We start from the raw sequence: 20,149 nt of genomic DNA on the forward strand, positions 1-20,149 counted from the left end.
TGTTGGTAATGAAAATCACTAACAACAAAGACGCCTGACAAACAGAAAGTCAGTAATTCGATGGGAAACTTTTTTCGCAGATCGCGAAAAGGCTCAGTAGATCAGGCTGACGCCCATCAATTCGCGGTGCTGCAGCTGCATCTCGCGGGTCAGCGTGGCCAGGGCATCGTCCAGCCCGTCGAGGCGAAACACGCCACTGACCTCGCGCTGTGCAATCGCGTCGCTACCTATCAGGATGTAGCCCGGTCGGTAGCGGTTGAGTTGCTCGATCACCTGGCCCAGCGGCTGACGGTCGAACACCAGCAGCCCACGCTGCCAACTGGTGACGCGCTGCAGATCGAGCACCACGTCATGCAGACCGGTGGCGTCATAGCGCAGGCTGTCGCCTTCCTGCAGACGGCGCTGCTGGTCCGCCGCCTTTACCTGCACGGCATGTTCGAGCACCCCAACCAAGGCTCCTGCGCCCGCTTCACGCTGAACCACAAAGCGCGTGCCCAACGCCTGGGTACTGCCGCCGGCCGCCTCGACGACGAAAGGCCGGTCAGCCTGCGGCGCGACCTGGAAGATCGCCGCGCCGGCAAGCAGTTCGATCCGGCGCTGACCCGCCGAGTAATCCAGGCGGATGGCACTGGCACTATCGAGCGTCACTTCACTGCCATCGGCCAGGGTCAGGCTGCGCACTTCGCCACTGGCCGTACGATGGTCGGCCAGCAACGGCAGCAGCAGGTGTTCGCTCTGGTTCAGGCCAAGGCCGCCGAGCAGCAGCGCCAGGCAAGCGGCTGCCCCCCAGCGGCGCAAACGGGCATGCCGCCGAGGATGGCGGGCCAGCTCAGGGGCGACGGGCAGCGCCCGATGGCGCGCCGGTTTATCCGCCGGCAAGTTGCCCAGCGCCGACCAGGTACGCCGGGCGAACGCCAACGCCTCGGCATGCCTGGCATCCGCTTGCAGCCACTGCTGCAGCGCCTGCTGCTGGCCGTCATCGAGTGCGTCATCGGCGAGCAATACCGCCCATTCGGCGGCCGCCTCGCGGATGCTCCGCTGCTGCGGTTCTTGGCTAATCAGGCTCACTCTTGGTTCTCGTTATAGGTCGTTGCAGGCCAGGCGGCTCACGCCCGTCTTAAGTAATGACGCGCGGCGACGAATTTTACCGTAATGCCCTCTCATGCCTGCTCGCCCGCCTCGACCAGGCGCTCCATCACATGCGCCAGGGCGCGAGCCAGGTGCTTCTGCACCGAACTGTCGGAAATACCCAGTTCGCGCGCCACCTGGGCGTGGGTCAGGCCTTCGATACGGTTGAGGCGGAAGATTTCCTGAGTGCGTGGCGGCAGTTCGGCGACGGCGTGCTGCAGGCGCTCGACGCTCTGGCGAGCAGCGGTGATTTCATCCAGCGAGCTGCCACCGGCCTCGACCTCGCACAGCACATCCTCACCGAGCAGATCGGTCTTGCGCCGGATCTGCTGGCGCTGATGGTCGATCAGCAGATTGCTGGCCGTGCGAAAGAGGTAGGCTGGCGAGTTGTCGATGCGCTCGCCACCGCGCTGCTCGGCGAGGCGCAGGAAGCTTTCCTGGGTGAGATCGGCGGCCAGTTGCGGGTCGCGGCTCTTGCGCAGCAGGAAGCTGTGCAAGGCCTTGGCGTGCTTCTGGAACAGGCCTTTGAGATCCAAGTCCGACAAGCGTGCATCCCTGGTCTTGGGCAAGAGGAAGCGGGCATCTTATTTTTATTGAGAACCATTTTCAATTTCTCGATTCAAGACAGCTCAACAAGCAATCCAGTGCCGGCTGTCGCTGCGCACGGCGCACCAGGGCGACCAGCTCGCGATGAAACGTCAGCGCGCCCAGCTCGATCACCCGCAGGCGCGTCGGCCGTTGCAGCCACAGGCCGGCGCGCGGCACCAGGGCCACGCCCATGCCGTTTTCCACCAGACGCACGATGGCTTCCAACTCGTCCAGCTCCAGCGCCTCGCGCACGTTCAGGCGTTGCTCACGGAGAAAGCGTGTCACCTGGCGCCCGCCGAACGAAGCGCGGTCATAACGCACGAAGGGCTGCTCGGCGAGCAGGCGCAGTGGGTCTGCCCCGTCCACGTCCAGCGGTGCGATCAGCACGAAGGGCTCGCGCGCCAGCGGTACTTCCAGCAGCTCCTTGGGTAAGGTGAACGGCGGTTTGATCAGCAGCGCCAGATCCAGCTCGCCGGCATCCAGCTGGCTGAACAGCTGCAACGACACGCCCGGCACCAGCTTAAGTTCGACCAGCGGCGCCAGTTGCCGAAAACGCGGCAGGGCCTCGGCCAGCAGGCCGGTCTGCAGGGTGGCGATAGCACCGACGCGCAACTCGCCCTGCCACTGATCGGCGGCCTGCGGCAGCGCCATCTGCGCGTACAACGCGAGCATCTGCTCGGCCAGCGGCAGGGCATGCCGGCCGGCAGCGTTGAGCACGGCAGCGCGACCGCTACGCTCGAACAGGCGCACGCCGAGGTGCTGCTCCAGTACGCGCATCTGCGCGCTGACCGCCGACTGGGTCAGCCCCACCTGCTGGCCAGCGGCGGCGAAGGTGCCCAGGCGAGCGACGGTGATGAAGGTTTTCAGCTCGCGCAGCATCGGCGTCTCGAATGATCAAAATTATTTGAGCTTGTTAGAAACAATATTCGCTTTAGAACAATTTTGCTGTTGGTAGGCTGGTGCGATGAAGATCGATGGCGGGTTGCACCCGCCCTACTCACAACAATCAGAGGTATTGCGTGATGGCCCTTGCTCCCTTTCACCTGGCGATTCCCGTGTACGACCTGGCTGCCGCGCGGCATTTCTACGGCGAGGTGTTCGGCTGCGCCGAAGGCCGTAGTAGCGAGCACTGGGTGGACTTCGATTTCTTCGGTCACCAGTTGGTGATCCACGAAGCGCCGAAGATGGCCTACCAGGAGTCGGCCGCGAGCAACCCGGTGGACGGCCATGACGTGCCGGTGCCGCATTTCGGCGTGGTGCTCGGCTGGGCAGACTGGGAAGCGCTGGCCGAACGCCTGCGCAGCCGCGAGACGACGTTCGTCATCGAGCCCTACGTACGCTTCAAGGGCCAGGTCGGCGAACAGGCCACCATGTTCCTACTCGACCCTTGCGGTAACGCCCTGGAGTTCAAGGCGTTCAAGGACATGAGCCAGTTGTTCGCCAAGTGAACGCACGCTGCCCGGGTAGCGAGCAAGCGCCGCTCAATCCAGCGGGTTGTCGATCTGCGCGCGCAGCAGCTCGGCGAAGGCGCTCGCCTCCACCGGGCGGCTGATCAGAAAGCCCTGGATCTCGTCGCAGTTCTGGCTCTTGAGGAAATCCATCTGCGCCTGGGTTTCCACGCCCTCGGCCACCACTTTCAGCTCCAGGCTGTGAGCCATGGCGATGATCGCCCGGGTGATCGCCGCATCCTCGCCACCAGGCGAGAGATCACGGATGAAGGTCTGGTCGATCTTCACGTAATGCACCGGGAAACGCTTGAGGTAGCTGAGCGAGGAATAGCCGGTGCCAAAGTCGTCGATGGCCAGCTTGACCCCCAGTTCACGCAGTTGGCGGAAGGTGACGATGACGCTGTCGACGTTGTCCAGCAGCTGGCTTTCGGTCAGCTCCAGCTCCAGGTAATGCGGCGCCAGGCCGGTTTCTTCGAGCACCTGGCGCACCAGGCTGGTGAGATTGCCCTGGCGCAACTGATACACCGAGATGTTCACCGACACCCGTATCTGCGCCAGCCCCTCCTGCTGCCACTGGCGCGCCTGACGGCAGGCCTGACGCAGCACGAACTCGCCAATCGGCGCGATCAGCCCGGTCTCTTCGGCCAGGCCGATGAACTCGCCAGGCGCCACCATGCCCTGTTGCGGATGGCGCCAGCGCACCAGCGCCTCGGCGGCGTTGAGCTGGTCGTCGGCGAGGTTCAGCTTGGGCTGGTAGAACACCTCCAGCTGGCCTTCGTCGATGGCCTTGCGCAGCTGGTTCTCCAGTTGCAGGCGCTCCAGGGTGCAGGCCTGCAGGTTGTCGGTGAAGAACTGGAAAGTGTTGCCGCCCAGGTGCTTGGCGTGTTGCACGGCCATGTTGGCCTGGCTGATCAGCGCACTGATCTCGCGGGCATAGTCCGGCAGCAGGCTGATACCCAGCGAAGCGCTGATCACCAGCTCGTGCCCGCCGACGGTCATCGGCACACGCAGCTTGGCCAGCAGCCGACTGGCCACCCGCGCCAGGCTGGAGAGGCTGCCATAGGCATCGAGAATGATGGCGAACTCGTCGCCCGAGAGTCGCGCGATGCAGTCGGCCTCGGGCACGGCCTGAGTCAGGCGCCGGCTCATCTGCCGCAGCAACTGGTCCGCCACTTCATGGCCGAGGCTGTCGTTGAGCAGCTTGAAACGGTCCAGGTCGATATGCACCAGGGCGATGCTGCGGCCGCTCTGGCGGGCGCGCTGGCTGGCCTCGTGCAGACGCTCCTTGAACAGGCTGCGGTTGGCCAGACCGGTCAGGTCGTCGTAGTGCGACAGGTAGCGCAGGCGCTCCTCGGCCTCGCGCCGCGCACTCAGATCGGCGAAGAAGCCGACGATATGGCTGGGCCGACCCGTTGCATCGCGCACCAGGTTGAGCTGCAGCCATTGCGGGTAGAGCTCGCCGCTCTTGCGTGTCTCGATCAGCTCGCCCTGCCAGGTGCCGGTGCTGTCCAGCTCCTGGCGGATCATCTGGTATTGCCTGCGCATCTCGCGGCTGCCGATCAGGCTGGTCACCGTGCGCCCGACCACCTCTTCGCGGCTGTAACCGGTCACCGCGCTGAACGCGCGGTTGACTGCCAGCACACGGTAGTCGGGGTCGAGAATGAAGATGCCTTCACTGGCCGCTTCGAACACCGTCGCCGCCAGGCGCTGCTGTTGCTCCTGCTGACGCCGCGCACTGACATCGCGCCGCGTGCCGAGCATGCGCCGGACACGGCCGGCGGCATCGCGCTCGACCGCGCGACCACGGTCCTCGACCCAGACCCAGTGGCCATCGACATGGCGCACGCGGTATTCGATCTGATAATCCTCGCTGCGCCCCTTGAGGTGCCGGACCAGCGCCCGGCGCAGCCCCGGCAGATCGTCCGGGTGCAGGCGCGGGGTCAGGTCACGCAGCATCACCTGCACCTGGCCCGGCTCCAGACCGAACAGCTCGCGCAGGTGCGAGTGGTGCACCTGATCGCTTTCCAGGTCCCAGTCCCACAAACCCAGCTCGCTGGCTTCCAGCGCCAGGGCCAGGCGCGCCTGACTCTTGCCCAGGGCATGGGTCGCTTCATCCAGCTCCAGGGTGCGCTCGGCCACGCGCATTTCCAGCTTGCCGTGGGCGCCGCGCAATTCGCGCTCGGCGCGGCGACGCTGCTCCACCTCACGCGCCAGCTCTTCGTTGAGCCCTTCGGCACGCTGTTTGGCGTGTTCCAGATTGCTGATCAGCGCCAGGTTGTGAAAACGCTGCAACAGGCTGCGCTGCACCAGGCGATTGACCTGCCAGGCGACCACCAGCAGGGCGAGCAACAGCATTACGCTGAGCAGGCCCCAGCCGCGTTGCAGGCCGCTGCCTGAGAGCAGCAGGAAGCCAGCCGACGGCAGCAGGCAGGGCAAGGCAAAGGTGAGAAAGGCAGACAGGCTGACGGCATAGGCCACGCTGGCCGAGAGAATCGCAGCAGCGATCAGGCCGTAGACCAGCGCCTGCTGATAGAACACATCGGTGGGCACCAACACGATCACGGCGAAGGCGAGGGTCAACCCGGATGCACCGGCGCCGAAGAGGAAGATGCGTCGCCAATAGGGCTCGGCCTGGCGGCTCGGCAGCGCCTCATTGAAGGCATTCACCTGGGTCAGGCGCAGCAGCGCCAGCAGCACTACCCAGCCCAGCCAGGCGGCGAGCATCGGTGCGCTCTGCTGACTCCACAGCAACAGGCTGCAAGCCAGGCCGACCAGCAGCATGAGCAACGTGGGCAGGCGCGAACCCTGGAACAACAGACGGGTACGCTCGACGGCAATATCCGTGGCGAACTGGCGTTCAGCCTGGTGCGGGTCCGGCGTCACCTCTTGAACTACGGCGCTAGTCGTGGCGGTCATAGGCGATGTTCTTGTAATGGTTGCCTGAGGGTCTGCACCACGTTTTGGCAGCGGTCACAGCCCTGACGTCGCGGGAGAATACCCGAGACAGACGTGGTGCCCAACCAGCATGTGGCCAATTTCACAGTTTGGCGCCTAACTTTTGGCGCAATACTGGCCTTTCGCCTGCCTGCAGCCACCCTTTGCGGCCTGACCCGCCGGTCGTCGGCTGCTCGGACGCACCTTTCGACGACCCCCTTGCACCCCCTGCAAGACCCTTGCGGCGCCCCCGCAACAGCTCCTAGGATGGGCACCCTCTGCAATCAGGGAAGACGGCCCAACGCCCATGGATGACCTGCAACAACGCTGGCTCTTTGCCCTCTCCGCGCCGATGGTGGCGATCAACGCCAACTCGGGCGCGCAATACGCGCTGCCTGATTTCTACCCGGACAGCGAGTTCGTCGACCTCAACGAGTCCTGGGGTATCGCTGATCGCCCCGCCCTGCTGGCGATGATCCAGCGCATGACCGACGACGGCCATGCGCGCGATCTGAGCGGCGCCTACTGGGATAATGCGCGCCTGCTGCCTAGCGAATGGCAGGCGCTGGTCGACAGCCTCGACGAAGGCCAGCAGGTGGCCTATCGCTACGTCGCCGACACCATCCTGGTCTGCGGCTCCGGTGGCATCCGCGCCTGGGACCTGGGGCGCATGAGCTTTCTCGCCCGCATCGGCCAGCTGAACGGCTGGCTGAGTCTCGCAGAGAACCTCTGGCTGCATACTCGCCTGAGCCTGCGGGCGCGTTACTACTACCAGGGCTGGCACAGCTACCTGGCCGGTTTTCTCATCGGTCGCTGCTACTGGAACTGCCTGGGCCACGAGCAACCGGGAGAACAGGCGCTGTGCATCAGCCGTCAGGGCAGTGACCCGACGCACCGCGCCCTGATGCGCGAACTGACGCTGAGCCCGGCAGCCGGATTCGACGAACTGCCCTGGGACATGGAACTGGATCTGCCGGAAAAACCGGCATCGCTGGAGGCGTTCGACTGGTCATGAGTTGCTGGGAACACCTCGGCATAGAGCCGACTGACGATCAGAACAGCATCCGCAGCGCCTACCGCGCACGCCTGCCCGACGTACACCCGGAGCGCGATCCCGAGGGTTTCCAGGCCCTGCGCGGCGCCTACGAGGACGCCCTGCGGCAGGCCCGTGGCGAAGCCCCCGCGGCAAGCGCACAGAGCGCACCGCCCAGCGCCAGCGAACAGGCCGTGCAACAGTTCGTCGAACTGCTGCAGGACGCCGGCCGGCGCTTTCGACCCGACGCCTGGCAGGACTACTGCCGGATGCTCGACCAGTTGCCGCTGGACGTACTGGAAAGCGTCGACGGCTCGCTGCGCGGTCTGCTGCTGAGCAACGGGCCGCTGTCGCACCGCTGCGTGAACCTGCTCACCGAACGCATGGCCTGGGCCAATCGCCTGATGCAAATGCCCTTCGAGGAAGCCGAGGCGCTGGATCAGTTACTGCAGCGCATCGCCGAGCCCGACCCGTTCGACCTCGCCAGCCTGTCCGAGTGGCCGACCGTCGCGCAGGTGGAAAACCTCTGGTACGTGCGCACCCTCGATCATCTGTTCAGGAACCGGCCACTGCAGGAATTTCGCGGCTGGTGCTCGCTGCACCTGTGTCTGCCAATGCCGGCCGACCCGGACTACTATCCGCGCCTGTATCGCCAGTGCACCCTGGCCGGGGTGGCCCTGGGCGGCGCCCTGGAGCACTACCAGGCGCTGCATGAGCAGACACCCGACGACCTCGATATCCAGTACCTGCTGGCATTGCAGAAGCAGCACCATGACCAGGACGCCCTCGACCTGTGGACCCGTCTGTGGCATGAGCGCGAGATGCCCGAGGCGGCCGCCTGGATACTGGCCTGGTGCGCTCATCACTCGCCTGAACGCCTGCCGCTGCTGATCCTGGCGTTCAACCGCAGCCAGATCGAGCTTGGCCATGAGCATCCGCTCGACGCCTATCAGCTGGCCGATGGCGAGCCGGCCCAGACACCGCAAACCCTGGCGCGCTGGCAGCGCGCCGCCACCAGCGAACTGCCGTCACTGGCGCGCACCTTCGTCGCCTGGCAGATGGGGGACAGCGAGTGGCCATTCCTCGCCGAGCTGCTCGGCGCCGCGGACACGCCGCTCACGCGGCTCTATCGACAGGCCTGGCTGCTGCAGCGCGGCGACGAGGCCGACCTTGAACACCTGCTGAATCTGCAAGCCGGCGACCATCCGCTCGATGCCGTACTGGTGCAGGGGCTACAGCACCACGCCCGGCAACAGCGCCAGTGGCTGCGCGAATCGCCTGCGCTGCAGGCGCTGCAACAGGCACTGAGCAGCCCTGGCGCGAAACTGCCGCAAGCACTCGGCGATAACACCGTGGCCCGTGCCCAGATGTTGCGCGGGCTCAGACGCTTGCGCCGATACGACCAAGCGACGCTGCAACGCCTGGGCGAACTGTTCGCACCGCTATCGGGCTGGTTGCTGCCGCCCAGCCTGCAGTTGCAACTGACCCTGCAGCGCAGCGGTCGCACCCTGCCAGAGCTTCCCGACGATAGCGACGCTCGCTGGCACTGGCAGCGCCAGACGCTGTTGCTGCTGGGCCTGCTGGAACAGCCCGAACAATGGCTGGAACAACTGGATAAAACCCTCGCCGACCTGCCCACCGATACCGAACATCCGGCCCACGAGGCCAAGACGCAGTTGCTGGCGAATGCCACCACGCCTCGTCGCTGGCTGCTGGATCTCGACGAAGGTGATCCACTGCAAGGTCTGATCGCTGCCGGACAGGTCAGCCCGGACATTCTCCTCGGCAGCCCGCGCCTGCCGTCGGTCGCCCGTATCGGGGCCTGCGCCGCGCAATACAGCCACGAGCTGGCAGGCGACCCGTTCGGCCAGATGCTGCTCGACGCCCTACTCCATCACGACCCGGACCTGCCGCAAGAGGAACGCAATCAGGCCTTGCAACGGCTGCTGGCGTTCACGTGCCCTGGCGTCTGGTTCGAGCCCTTCCGCGAGGGACTGGTCAAGGGCCGACCACAGAACCTGGCGCAATCGATCTGCACCGATAACGGGCTGGTGTTCGCCACCATGCAGGTGATCTTCGATTGCATGCGCGATCTGCTCAGCGGCGCCAAGCCGCATCTGCCCCCGACCAGCCAGCTGCGCAACTTGCAGAAAGCCAAGGACGCCAGTAGCACGCCGACGGCAGTCCGCCTGGCCATCACCTTGCTGCTGTCGCGTTGTGAGCGCCAGCAGCCCGAGCACGCGCCGACCACCTGGCGTTCACAGTGGCAGATGTGGCGCCTGGGCGGGCGCCTGAACCGGATCAACTTCACCCTGCAGACGCTGGCCCTGGTCGGAGCCGCACTGCCGCTGAGCCTACTCGTCGACAAACTCAGCAGCGACCTGGCACTGGCGGTGCTCGCTGGCACCGTCCTGGTCGTGATCACCTGCATGCTGCGCCGGTTGCATGACATGAGCCGTGGTGTGGGTACGCTACTGATGTTGCTACTAGGCAGCTTTATGCTGCCCTACATGCTGCTCGTGCTGTTCTTCTGGCCCGGTGACCCGCTGCCCAACCGCTATGGCCCGCCCAACGGCAGCCGCACGCAGGATGGGCAAGGCCTGCAGGCACGGCTGCGGCAACTGAACGGGTTCAGGGAGCCGGCAAGTTAGAAGCGCAGCGCGTCCAGCTCCTGCTCCAGACGCTGACGCGCGGCCGTGATCGGCTGCTCCTGCTGGGCGCCGAGCACGCTCTGAAACTCGTCCAGCCACTGGCCGATCTGCTCGCGCTCGGCACCCAGGGTCTGCATCCAGGCGCGCTCCAGGCGGGCCAGCAGGGTACGGTTGTGCAAGGTGTCACGCGGATGGATCTTCAAACCGGCCAGGCGCGCCTGGCTGGCGGCACGCGCCTCGGCACTCAGACCGGTGGGGCTGCGGTCGATCACGTGGCCGTGGCGCTGGCCACTCTCCAGGGTCACGTCCACTTCCAGCAGACCGTTGATGTCGTAGCTGAAACGCACGTCCAGCGCCTGCACCTGGCCGGTCTGGGTCAACTTCACCTCGAAGGCATCGACGAAGATGTTGTCGCGCACCCAGGGGCGCTCGCCCTGATAGACCTCGATGCGGATGTATTCCTGCTGTGCATGGGTGGTGTAGTAGCGCTGCACGCGCGACGCCGGGATCACCGTGTTGCGCTCGATGATCGGCGAGAAGGCGCCCGGCTGCTCGTCGCTGCGCCGCGAGGCAATACCCAGCGTGTAGGGGCAGACGTCGGTGAGGATGATCTCCTCGATGGCCCGGTCGCGCGCCTTGCACGCCGCCTGCGCGGCGGCGCCGAGGGCAACGATGGTGTCCGGGTCGAGGTGACGATAGGGCAGACGGCCGAACAGGGTGGCGACCAGTTGCTGCACCACGCTCATGCGCGTGGCGCCGCCGACCAGCACCAGGCTGTCCAGGTCACGCGGGTTGAGCCGCGCATCGCGCAGCGCCTGCTCGATGGGCTGGCGTAGACGCGCCAGCAGCGGCGTCCAGATCTGCTGCGCACGGGCGTCGTCCAGTTGCCACTGGCGGCCATTCCACTCGAGCGTCTGCGGCCCTTCGGCGAGACGCCGTTTGAGCTGCTCCAGCGCGTCCTCGAGGCTGGCCAGGGCCTGGCCGTCCAGCTCGCTGCGCGACAACCCCCAATCGCTCAGGCAGGCCTTGAGCAAGGCTTCGGTGAAATCCTCACCACCGAGGAAGTTGTCCCCGGTGGAAGCATGCACCTCGATCAACGGCAGGGCGTACTCCAGTACGGTGACGTCGAAGGTGCCGCCGCCCAGGTCGAAGATCAGCGTGCGCTCGAACTGCTGCTCGTGCAGCCCATAGGCCATGGCCGCCGCGGTGGGTTCGTTGATCAGGCGCTCGACGCGCAGCCCGGCCAGCTCGGCAGCGAATACCGTGCGCTTGCGCTGTTCGTCGCTGAAATAGGCCGGTACCGAGATCACCGCGGTGCTCACCGGCACGCCGAGGTGGGCCTCGGCATCCGCCTTGAGCGAGCCCAGCACCAGCGCCGACAGCTCTTCCGGCGTGAACTGGCGATCGCCCAGGGTGAAGCGCTTGTCGCTGCCCATGAAGCGCTTGAAGGCGGCCACGCTACGCAGTGGATGGGTGGTCAGGCGCGCCCGGGCGGCAGCGCCGACCAGAATGCTACCGTCCTCGTCCAGGCTCACCGCTGAGGGGGTCAGCACATCGCCGAGTGCATTGGGGATCAATTCGGCTCGCCCTTCACGCCAGACGGCGATCAGGCTGTTGGTGGTGCCCAGGTCAATGCCCAGCAGCGGGCTGTCACCAGTCGACATTGCTATCGCGACTCCCTCAAATCCATTGAAGGGCGCAGTCTACCCCGCACACAGGCCCCGGCAAACTGCCTCGTCGCTGGCGTTTGCCCTACCCTGCAGCGCCCCCTAGAATGCCGCGATGCAAAACGACCTCGAACACAGACTCACGACCCTCAATCCTGCCCAGCACCACGCGGTCACCACGCCGCCTGGTCATCAGCTGGTGCTGGCCGGCGCCGGCTCGGGCAAGACCCGCGTGCTGGTGCATCGCATCGCCTTCCTGATCCAGCGCCTGGATGTCTCGCCGCACAGCATCCTGTCGGTGACCTTCACCAACAAGGCAGCCGCCGAGATGCGCCACCGCATCGAAGACGTGCTGGGCCACAACCCGGCCGGTATGTGGGTCGGCACCTTCCATGGCCTGGCCCACCGCCTGCTGCGTGCGCACTGGAAGGAAGTGGGGCTGGCCGAGAACTTCCAGATTCTCGACTCCGACGACCAGCAGCGCCTGGTCAAACGGGTGATCCGCGACCTCGGTCTCGATGAACAGCGCTGGCCGGCCAAGCAGGCGCAGTGGTTCATCAACGGGCAGAAGGACGAAGGCATCCGACCGCAAGGCATCCAGGCCAGCGGCGACCTGTTCCTCGCCACCATGCGCAGCATCTATGAAGCCTACGAGGCGGCCTGCGCGCGCACCGGCGTCATCGACTTCGCCGAGCTGCTGCTGCGTGCCCTTGATCTGTGGCGCGACAACGCCGGCCTGCTGGAGCACTACCAGCGCCGCTTCCGCCATATCCTGGTCGACGAGTTCCAGGACACCAACGCCGTGCAGTACGCCTGGCTGCGCTTTCTCGCCAAGGGCGGCGAAAGCCTGATGGTGGTGGGCGACGACGACCAGTCGATCTACGGCTGGCGCGGCGCGAAGATCGAGAACATCCAGCAGTTCGACAGCGACTTCGCCGATGCCGAGATCATCCGCCTGGAGCAGAACTACCGCTCCACCGCCAACATCCTCAATGCCGCCAACGCGCTGATTGCCAACAACCAGGGCCGTCTCGGCAAGGAGCTGCGCACCGACGTCGGCGATGGCGAGCTGCTGGCCCTGTACGCCGCCTTCAACGAGCACGACGAAGCGCGCTACGTGGTGGAAACCATCGAGGACGCGCTGCGCAAGGACGGCCTCAAGCGCAGCGAGATCGCCATTCTCTATCGCTCCAACGCCCAGTCGCGGGTGCTGGAGGAAGCGCTGCTGCGCGAGAAGATCCCCTACCGCATCTACGGCGGCCAGCGCTTCTTCGAACGCGCCGAAATCAAGAACGCCATGGCTTACCTGCGTCTGCTCGACGGGCGCGGCAACGATGCGGCGCTGGAGCGCATCATCAACGTGCCGGCGCGCGGCATCGGCGAGAAGACCATCGAAACCATCCGCGAGTACGCCCGCGCCCACGACGTGCACATGTGGGAGGCGATCCGCCTGATGCTGGCGGTCAAGGCCCTGCCGGGCCGTGCCTCGGGCGCACTGGCCGGGTTCATCGAACTGATCGACGGCCTGGCGGAGCAGGTGCTGGCCATGCCGTTGCACCAGATGACCCAGGTGGTCGTCGAACGCAGCGGCCTGCTCGCCTACCACGAAGCGGAAAAGGGCGAGAAAGGCCAGGCCCGGGTAGAAAACCTTGAGGAACTGGTCAGCGCCGCGCGCGCCTTCGAGAACGATGAAGACGACGAGCTGACCCCGCTGCAGGCCTTCCTCACCCATGCCTCGCTGGAGGCCGGGGACACCCAGGCCGCCGAAAACGAGGACAGCATTCAACTGATGACCCTGCACAGCGCCAAGGGCCTGGAATTCCCTCTGGTGTTCCTGGTTGGCATGGAGGAGGGTCTGTTCCCCCACAAGATGAGCCTGGAAGAACCGGGCCGATTGGAAGAAGAACGCCGCCTGGCCTATGTTGGCATTACCCGTGCCATGCAGAAGCTGGTGATCAGCTACGCCGAAACCCGGCGTCTCTACGGTAGCGAGACCTACAACAAGGTGTCGCGCTTTGTCCGCGAAATCCCCGCGCCGCTGATTCAGGAAGTGCGCCTGAGCAACAGCGTCAGCCGCCCGGTGAGCACCAGCTCGATGGGTGGCGGCAGCCTGTTCGCCGGCAGTGCCATACCGCAAACGCCCTTCAACCTAGGCCAGCGCGTACGTCACAGCCTGTTCGGCGAGGGCACCATCCTCAATTTCGAGGGCTCTGGCGCCCAGGCGCGGGTTCAAGTGAATTTCGAAAACGAAGGCAGTAAATGGCTGATGCTGGCGTACGCCAAGCTTGAGGCCTATTAGCACACCGTATCTGGAGATAATCGATGAATCGCCGCAATCTGTTCGGCGCCGCTGTGGCGCTGATCGCCGCCATCGGCCTGGCTGGCTGTAAAGAAGAAAAGGCTGCCAGCGAGCAAGCCGCTGCCAAGCCGGCAGAAACCATCCACTGGAAGATGGTCACCTCCTGGCCGAAGAACTTCCCCGGCCTGGGCACCGCTGCAGAGCGCCTGGCCGAACGCATCAACGCCATGAGCGCCGGACGCCTGACCGTCAAGGTCTACGCCGCCGGCGAGCTGGTGCCGGCGCTGGAAGTGTTCGATGCCGTCTCCCGCGGCACCGCCGAGATGGGCCACGGCACCCCGTACTACTGGAAGGGCAAGGTGCCGGCCGCGCAGTTCTTCAGCAGCGTGCCGTTCGGCCTCTCCACCCTGGAAATGAACGCCTGGCTGAGCAAGGGCGGCGGTCAGGCGCTGTGGGACGAAACCTACGCACCCTTCGGCGTGAAACCGCTGTCGGCCGGCAACACCACCATGCAGATGGGCGGCTGGTTCAACAAGGAAATCAACAGCCTGGATGACATCAAAGGCCTGAAGATCCGCATGCCGGGCCTCGGCGGCGAAGTCTGGAGCAAGCTCGGCGCGATCACCGTCAACCTGCCGGGCGGCGAGATCTTCACCTCCCTGCAGACCGGCGCCATCGACGCCACCGACTGGGTCGGCCCTTACAACGACCTGGCCTTCGGCCTGCACAAGGCAGCCAAGTACTACTACTTCCCGGGCTGGCAGGAGCCGCAGGCCGTGGTCGAATCCATGGTCAACCAGAAGGCCTTCGATGCGCTGCCGGCCGACCTGCAGGCCATCGTCGTCGAAGCCGCCCGCGCCGCGACCCTGGACATGATGGACGACTACGTGTTCAACAACGCCAAGGCGCTGCAAAGCCTCAAGAGCGAAGGCGTGCAGTTCAAGCGCCTGCCGGACGAGGTGTTGCAAGCCATGCGCGAACAATCCGACGTGGTACTCGAGACCCTGGCTGCGGAAAACGACCTAAACGGCCGCATCTGGGCCTCGCAGAAAGCCTTCCTCGAAGAGGCCAGCGCCATGCAGACGCTGACCGAGAAAGAGCTGTACAACTGGCGTTGAGCCAACTGAACGGGGCTGAAAAGCCCCGTTTTTCTTAGGGATTCTGCCCATGCGCCTTCACTCGCTGCTTTTACTGCCCCTGCTCGCCTTCGGCCTGATCGGCTGCAAGGACGATTCCGCGCCGGCCGACCAGGCCGCAGCCCCCGCCCAAACCTTCCACTGGAAGATGGTCACCACCTGGCCGAAGAACGCTCCAGGCACCGGCACCGCTGCCGAACGTCTGGCCGAGCGCGTCAACGCCATGAGCGCCGGGCGCCTGACCATCAAGGTCTATGCCGCTGGCGAGTTGGTGCCGGCACTGGAGGTGTTCGACGCGGTGTCGCGCGGCACGGCTGAACTCGGCCACGGCACGCCCTACTACTGGAAAGGCAAGGTGCCGGCCGCGCAGTTCTTCGGCGCAGTGCCCTTCGGCCTGTCCACCCTGGAAATGAACGCCTGGTTGAGCAAGGGCGGCGGCCAGGCACTGTGGGATGAAGCCTATGCGCCGTTCGGCCTCAAGCCGCTGACCGCAGGCAACAGCACCATGCAGATGGGTGGCTGGTTCAACAAGGAAATCAACAGCCTCGCTGATATCAAAGGACTGAAGATCCGCATGCCAGGCCTCGGCGGCGAAGTCTGGAGCCGCCTCGGTGCGACCACCGTGGTGATGCCGGGTGGCGAGATCTTCACCGCGCTGCAGACCGGCGCCATCGACGCCACCGACTGGGTCAGCCCCTACAACGACCTGGCCTTCGGCCTGCAGAAGGCGGCCAAGTATTACTACTACCCGGGCTGGCAGGAACCGCAGTCGGTGCTCGAGCTGCTGATCAACCAGAAGGCTTTCGATGCGCTGCCGGCCGACCTGCAGGCCATCGTCAGCGAGGCGGCGCGCGCGGCGACCCAGGACATGATGGACGACTACGTATTCAACAACGCCCTGGCGCTGGACGAGCTGAAGAAGAGCGGCACGCTGCTCAAGCGCTTCCCCGACGAGGTGCTCCAGGCCATGCAACACGAGAGCGAACAGGTGCTGGGCGAGTTGGCTGCGCAGAGCGAACTCAACGGCCGCATCTGGGCCTCGATGCAGACCTTCCAGGCGCTGGCCACCTCGATGCAGGCGCTGTCGGAAAAAGAGCTGTACGACTGGCGCTGAGCCGCTCAGGGTTATAACCCTTACCCTTGTGGGAGCCCCGCCCCGGGGCGAAGCTTTATTATCTCAGGTTCGCGGCGGGGCGCCGCTCCTACTCGCTCAGCGTGGCGGCGCCTGACTGACAGTCATCGGTTTGCGAGCTCCGTTTGTCGTTCCAGACCCCACCTCATGCCCTGGCGGCCATACTTCGGGGATGAAAAAGAAGCCGACCGACCCCGCCCAGATCCTCGATAGCGCCCTGCAACTGGCCGACGTCTGCGGCTGGGAGCGCCTGCACCTGTTCGACGTCGCCGCTGCACTCGACATTGGCCTGGACGATATCGCCCGTCATTACCGCGACAAGGATGACCTGGTGGAAGCCTGGTTCGACCGCGCCGACCAGGCCATGCTCGGCCACGCCAGAAATCCTGATCTGCGGGGCCTGAACGCCGAACAACGCCTGGAAAGTTGCCTGCTGGCCTGGCTCGACAGCCTCTCCGCCCACCGGGGCGTCACCGGACAGATGCTGCTGTACAAGCTCGAACCCGGCCATATCCACCTGCAGGTGCTCGGCCTGATGCGCATCAGCCGCACCGTGCAGTGGTGGCGAGAGGCAGCCGGACGGCAAACCCTGCATTTGCGCCGTATCGCCGAAGAAACCCTGCTCACCGGCGCCTACCTGCGCAGCTTCGTGCACTGGCTGCGTCATTCCGACGAAGGGTCTGCGGAGTTCCGCGCCTACCTGCGCCGCCAACTTCGCTGCGGCCCGCTGCCCTTGCTGCTGCAACGCCCGTAGGGTGCGCCATGCGCACCAGAGGCCGCTTCGGTACTGAGCCGGGCGCGTACGGCGCCGTCTGGCGCAGGCAAAAGCCGGAAACATTCTGTCACTGGTCATGCGCCCCCATGGCGGGCAAGATGCCGGGCAAGCTTTTCCACAAGAGAGAAAACCGTGATGCAGCGTTTCCTCAGTATCGCCATGGTTCTATGCCTGGCGCTGACCTTCAGCTTCGAAGCCCACGCCAAGCGTTTTGGCGGTGGCAAATCCTTCGGCTCCGCCCCCAGCCACCAGACCCGTCAGGCCACCCCGCCAGCCCAGTCGGCTGCCCAGGCACCTGGCCGTCAGCAACCTGCCGCTGCCGCCAGCGGTGCTTCGCGCTGGCTCGGCCCGCTGGCCGGTCTGGCCGCCGGTGGCCTGCTGGCCTCGATGTTCATGGGTGATGGTTTCGAAGGCCTGCAGATCATGGACTTCCTGATCTTCGGCCTGATCGCCTTCCTGCTGTTCCGTTTCCTCGCCGCTCGTCGTGCTCGCCAACAGCCACAAATGGCCGCTGCCGGCGCGCCCTACCAGCGTGAAATGCCGAACGCCGACAATGCTCCGGCCGCTGGCAGCAATATCTTCGGTGGCCGCCTGGCTTCGGCCGCTCCGGTGATCAACGCCCCGGCCTGGTTCAACGAGCAGAGCTTCATCGCTGCCGGTCGCGAGCACTTCATGAACCTGCAGCAGCACTGGGACGCCGACGAGATGGACAAGATCGCCGAGTTCGTCACCCCGCAACTGCTGGACTTCCTCAAGCGCGAGCGCGCCGAGCTGGGTGACGGCTTCCAGTCCACTTACATCGACGAACTCGACGTGCAACTCGATGGCGTCGACGACAACGCCGAGAAAACCATCGCCACCCTGACCTTCAGCGGTGTGTCGAAGACTTCGCGCTTCGACCAGGGCGAGCCGTTCAGCGAAAGCTGGCGCCTGGAGCGTGCCCAGGGCGACGACCAGCCCTGGCTGATCGCTGGCATCCGCCAGAACTGATCGCTACGACGCACAAAAACCCGGGCTTGCCCGGGTTTTTCATTTCAGCATTCGCCTGCTATCGCGGCTGAAGCCGCTCCCACGAGCTGATCAGTGGGAGGCGCTTTAGCGGCGACATCCACATCACCGCAGCTCCGTAGCAGCCCGGCGCATGCCGATATGCGGGATATCGTCCTCCAGATACACCTCGGTCACCGCCGTGAAACCGTAACGCCCGTAGTAGCCCTGCAGATGCGCCTGCGCCGACAGATAGACCGGCACGCCCGGCCAGCGCTGGCGGCACTCGGTCAGCGCCTGCTCCATCAGCCGGTGGCCCAGGCCAGTGCCACGCGCCCGCTCGGCGATCACCACCCGACCGATCACCACCTCGCCTGCCATGCGTTGCGGATCGAGCAGGCGCAGATAGCCCACCAGCCCCGACCCATCACGCGCCAGCAAGTGGCAGGTATCGCCGATCAGGTCCTGGCCATCGGTTTCCAGATAGGGGCAGTTCTGCTCCACCACGAACACCTGGGTACGCAGGGCGAGGATGGCGTACAGCTCATGGACGTCGAGTTCGCTATGGTGCTTGCTGATCCAGCTGATGGTCATCTTGCTCTCCATAAAACCTAGTGTGCATGTTCACCGTCTGCTCCCGCCCGGCCGCGCAGACAGCGCCAGAACATGACACCGAGTATCAGCACCAGCCAGAGCAAAGGCAGCAGAAAAAGCACCAGGGTACTTGCGGCATGCCGCCCCACCTCTGTGTGGTAGACCAGCCGCACCCCGCCGTCTTGTTGCTCGGCAGCGAGCAGCACGGCGTTCTGCAACTTGCCCAGCGTCCCGTTTGCCGGTACCGATACTGGCAACTGGCGCAAGGACCGCACCAGACCGTTCCAGGCGGTAGCGCTGTTCTCGCGGAGTGAAGAGAAGGCCGCCAGCCCCGCATAGCTGGGCGCCTGGTCAGTCAAGGTCAGGCTACGCCGCTGCACCTCGGCATACACCGCGACGATAGCGGCCACGCGCCGTTCCAGCTGAGCGTGCACGTCCCCGGCAAGCACGGCTATCGCTTCGTCGCGCGACGTAGAGGGAGCGGCTTTATAAGCCTGAAGCAACTGCTCAGGTCGAGCGTGGAGCGAATCCCGAAAATCAGCCCAGTGCTCATAGCCAAGTAGCTGCATGATGGCCTGCTTTCCGGCCTGGCACTCCACATCGGCAGGGCACAACAGGTCGAGCTCGGCCATCGCCGTCGGAAATAGCTGAAACCCCGTGAGGGTGAAGAAATTTCCCGACTCTGTCTCCGACCAAAGATTCGCAAGACCATAGAGCATCGGCAGATCGTCAAGGGCAGCATGCTCAGGTGCAATCATCGCCGGCCCCCAGTAGTAGTTCCGACAATCAAGGCGATAGGACAGCGAGGCGTACGACGGCTCAGGGGCGCTCACCACCCCACATGAGAGCGTCTGATCCGCTGGTTTGAAAATCAGCCGCGTACCCGCTGGCGGCAGGTATTCGCCAAGATCATCACCGCTATGCAGCACCAGATCCGGGTAGCCCAGGAGCGCCCCCTGCAACCGGTAGAAGCTCGCCGACCAGAGCTGCTGGCCGTCGATAGCCAGCAGCAGGAGCAAACCGCTCGCCAGGACCAGCGCGGCGCCCAGCGGCCGACGAGGTTGCCGACGAGTCAGCAGAGCGATGCTGCCCAGGTAGATCAGCGGCAACCCCAGCAGCAGCCCAGGCAGCGCCAGAGAGCTTTCCGACGCCCAGTTGAACAACAGATAGTGGCTGCTGGCGAGCACCGCCAGGACCGCACACAACAGCCCGAACGCCAGCGCAGTCGCACCCCAGCCTCGGATAGTGCCCGGCACCAGCACCGCCGCGCTCAGCACCACCAGTGCCAGGCTTACCCAGCGGACCCAATCGGGCGACGCCATCATCTCTAACATGGCCACTCCCATCCTTCGCAGTTGAACACCCGCTGGCCGTGTACATGAATCTGTTTCCAGGCCAGCCGGCCATCCTTTTCCAGTCCGTAGGAAACGCCATGCTCGGCGCTCGCAGCGTCGTGCCGCCAGACGCCAACCAGGTTGCCGGCAGTTGTCAGGGCCAGCCAGGTTCCAATCCTTTCACCGTCGCGATACCAGCCATGCATGACGAAGCCGCCGTTCGTTTCATAGACCCAGTAGCCACTGCGTTGGCCGTTGGCTTGCGCACCGCAGCCGACTAGCTTGCCATCGACGATTTCCTTGTGAATTTCATCCGTGCTGCGCGCACAGCCGTCGCCATCCAGCACAGGTGGTGCAAGCTCTTTCAGCAAGCGCTGGGGCACCCGCTCGAAGGCGGCTGCGGAAGTAGCCAGCAGCATCAGGACCAAAGTGAGCACGCGCAT

16 protein-coding genes are annotated in these 20,149 nt (G+C 65.1%); 8 read left to right on the top strand and 8 right to left on the bottom strand.

All coding sequences use genetic code 11. The annotated features are described in order from the left end of the window. Positions 1-93: 93 nt before the first annotated feature. The 3 genes from BLR77_RS09195 to BLR77_RS09205 all read right to left on the bottom strand — a co-directional run bounded on the left by BLR77_RS09195 (position 94) and on the right by BLR77_RS09205 (position 2,595). The gene (locus tag BLR77_RS09195; protein ID WP_074677911.1) at positions 94-1,062 is read right to left on the bottom strand and encodes a FecR family protein; all 969 of its coding nucleotides are present in this window, start codon (positions 1,060-1,062) and stop codon (positions 94-96) included. 98 nt (positions 1,063-1,160) lie between these two features. Then, positions 1,161-1,673, bottom strand: coding sequence for an RNA polymerase sigma factor (locus tag BLR77_RS09200; protein ID WP_074676975.1), 513 nt, complete (start codon positions 1,671-1,673; stop codon positions 1,161-1,163). A 61-nt stretch (positions 1,674-1,734) separates the two neighbouring features. After that, the gene (locus BLR77_RS09205) at positions 1,735-2,595 is read right to left on the bottom strand and encodes a LysR family transcriptional regulator (protein WP_074676977.1); all 861 of its coding nucleotides are present in this window, start codon (positions 2,593-2,595) and stop codon (positions 1,735-1,737) included. Positions 2,596-2,738: 143 nt separating this feature from the next. Between BLR77_RS09205 and BLR77_RS09210 the strand changes: the two genes are divergently transcribed. Then, on the top strand, positions 2,739-3,164 hold the full coding sequence (locus tag BLR77_RS09210) for a VOC family protein (RefSeq protein ID WP_074676979.1): 426 nt from the start codon (positions 2,739-2,741) through the stop codon (positions 3,162-3,164). Between the two features lie 33 nt (positions 3,165-3,197). On the opposite strand, the gene BLR77_RS09215 is transcribed toward BLR77_RS09210, so the two are convergent. Beyond that, positions 3,198-6,080: a putative bifunctional diguanylate cyclase/phosphodiesterase gene (locus tag BLR77_RS09215; RefSeq protein ID WP_074676981.1), complete on the bottom strand. Its 2,883-nt coding sequence runs from the start codon at positions 6,078-6,080 to the stop codon at positions 3,198-3,200. 325 nt (positions 6,081-6,405) lie between these two features. On the opposite strand from BLR77_RS09215, the gene BLR77_RS09220 reads away from it, so the two are divergent. Beyond that, positions 6,406-7,113, top strand: coding sequence for a DUF1266 domain-containing protein (locus tag BLR77_RS09220; protein WP_074676983.1), 708 nt, complete (start codon positions 6,406-6,408; stop codon positions 7,111-7,113). Further along, positions 7,110-9,782, top strand: coding sequence for a DUF805 domain-containing protein (locus BLR77_RS09225; RefSeq protein ID WP_074676985.1), 2,673 nt, complete (start codon positions 7,110-7,112; stop codon positions 9,780-9,782). Before BLR77_RS09220 ends, BLR77_RS09225 begins: the two co-directional genes overlap by 4 nt. Here the strand turns inward: BLR77_RS09225 and BLR77_RS09230 are convergent. Further along, complete coding sequence (locus tag BLR77_RS09230; protein WP_074676987.1) at positions 9,779-11,446, bottom strand: molecular chaperone HscC; 1,668 nt, start codon at positions 11,444-11,446, stop codon at positions 9,779-9,781. The genes BLR77_RS09225 and BLR77_RS09230 overlap by 4 nt on opposite strands. Positions 11,447-11,564: 118 nt before the next feature. Between BLR77_RS09230 and uvrD the strand changes: the two genes are divergently transcribed. From uvrD to BLR77_RS09255, 5 genes are all read left to right on the top strand, one after another. Continuing rightward, complete coding sequence (gene uvrD / locus BLR77_RS09235; RefSeq protein ID WP_074676989.1) at positions 11,565-13,748, top strand: DNA helicase II; 2,184 nt, start codon at positions 11,565-11,567, stop codon at positions 13,746-13,748. 23 nt (positions 13,749-13,771) lie between these two features. Further along, positions 13,772-14,866: a TRAP transporter substrate-binding protein gene (locus tag BLR77_RS09240; RefSeq protein ID WP_074677001.1), complete on the top strand. Its 1,095-nt coding sequence runs from the start codon at positions 13,772-13,774 to the stop codon at positions 14,864-14,866. Between the two features lie 49 nt (positions 14,867-14,915). Next, positions 14,916-15,998, top strand: a complete 1,083-nt coding sequence (locus BLR77_RS09245; protein WP_074677003.1) for a TRAP transporter substrate-binding protein — start codon at positions 14,916-14,918, stop codon at positions 15,996-15,998. A gap of 190 nt (positions 15,999-16,188) precedes the next feature. Then, positions 16,189-16,770, top strand: a complete 582-nt coding sequence (locus BLR77_RS09250; protein WP_074677005.1) for a TetR/AcrR family transcriptional regulator — start codon at positions 16,189-16,191, stop codon at positions 16,768-16,770. A 156-nt stretch (positions 16,771-16,926) separates the two neighbouring features. Beyond that, positions 16,927-17,781, top strand: coding sequence for a Tim44 domain-containing protein (locus BLR77_RS09255; RefSeq protein ID WP_074677007.1), 855 nt, complete (start codon positions 16,927-16,929; stop codon positions 17,779-17,781). A 123-nt stretch (positions 17,782-17,904) separates the two neighbouring features. On the opposite strand, the gene BLR77_RS09260 is transcribed toward BLR77_RS09255, so the two are convergent. The 3 genes from BLR77_RS09260 to BLR77_RS09270 are packed head-to-tail and all read right to left on the bottom strand — an operon-like array spanning position 17,905 to position 20,149. Next, complete coding sequence (locus tag BLR77_RS09260; protein WP_074677009.1) at positions 17,905-18,372, bottom strand: GNAT family N-acetyltransferase; 468 nt, start codon at positions 18,370-18,372, stop codon at positions 17,905-17,907. Positions 18,373-18,389: 17 nt separating this feature from the next. Next, positions 18,390-19,706: a hypothetical protein gene (locus BLR77_RS09265; protein WP_238380557.1), complete on the bottom strand. Its 1,317-nt coding sequence runs from the start codon at positions 19,704-19,706 to the stop codon at positions 18,390-18,392. Next, positions 19,700-20,149, bottom strand: a complete 450-nt coding sequence (locus BLR77_RS09270) for a toxin-antitoxin system YwqK family antitoxin (protein ID WP_074677011.1) — start codon at positions 20,147-20,149, stop codon at positions 19,700-19,702. The genes BLR77_RS09265 and BLR77_RS09270 overlap by 7 nt, the downstream gene beginning before the upstream one ends.

Source organism: Ectopseudomonas alcaliphila, assembly GCF_900101755.1.
GTDB lineage: Bacteria > Pseudomonadota > Gammaproteobacteria > Pseudomonadales > Pseudomonadaceae > Aquipseudomonas > Aquipseudomonas alcaliphila.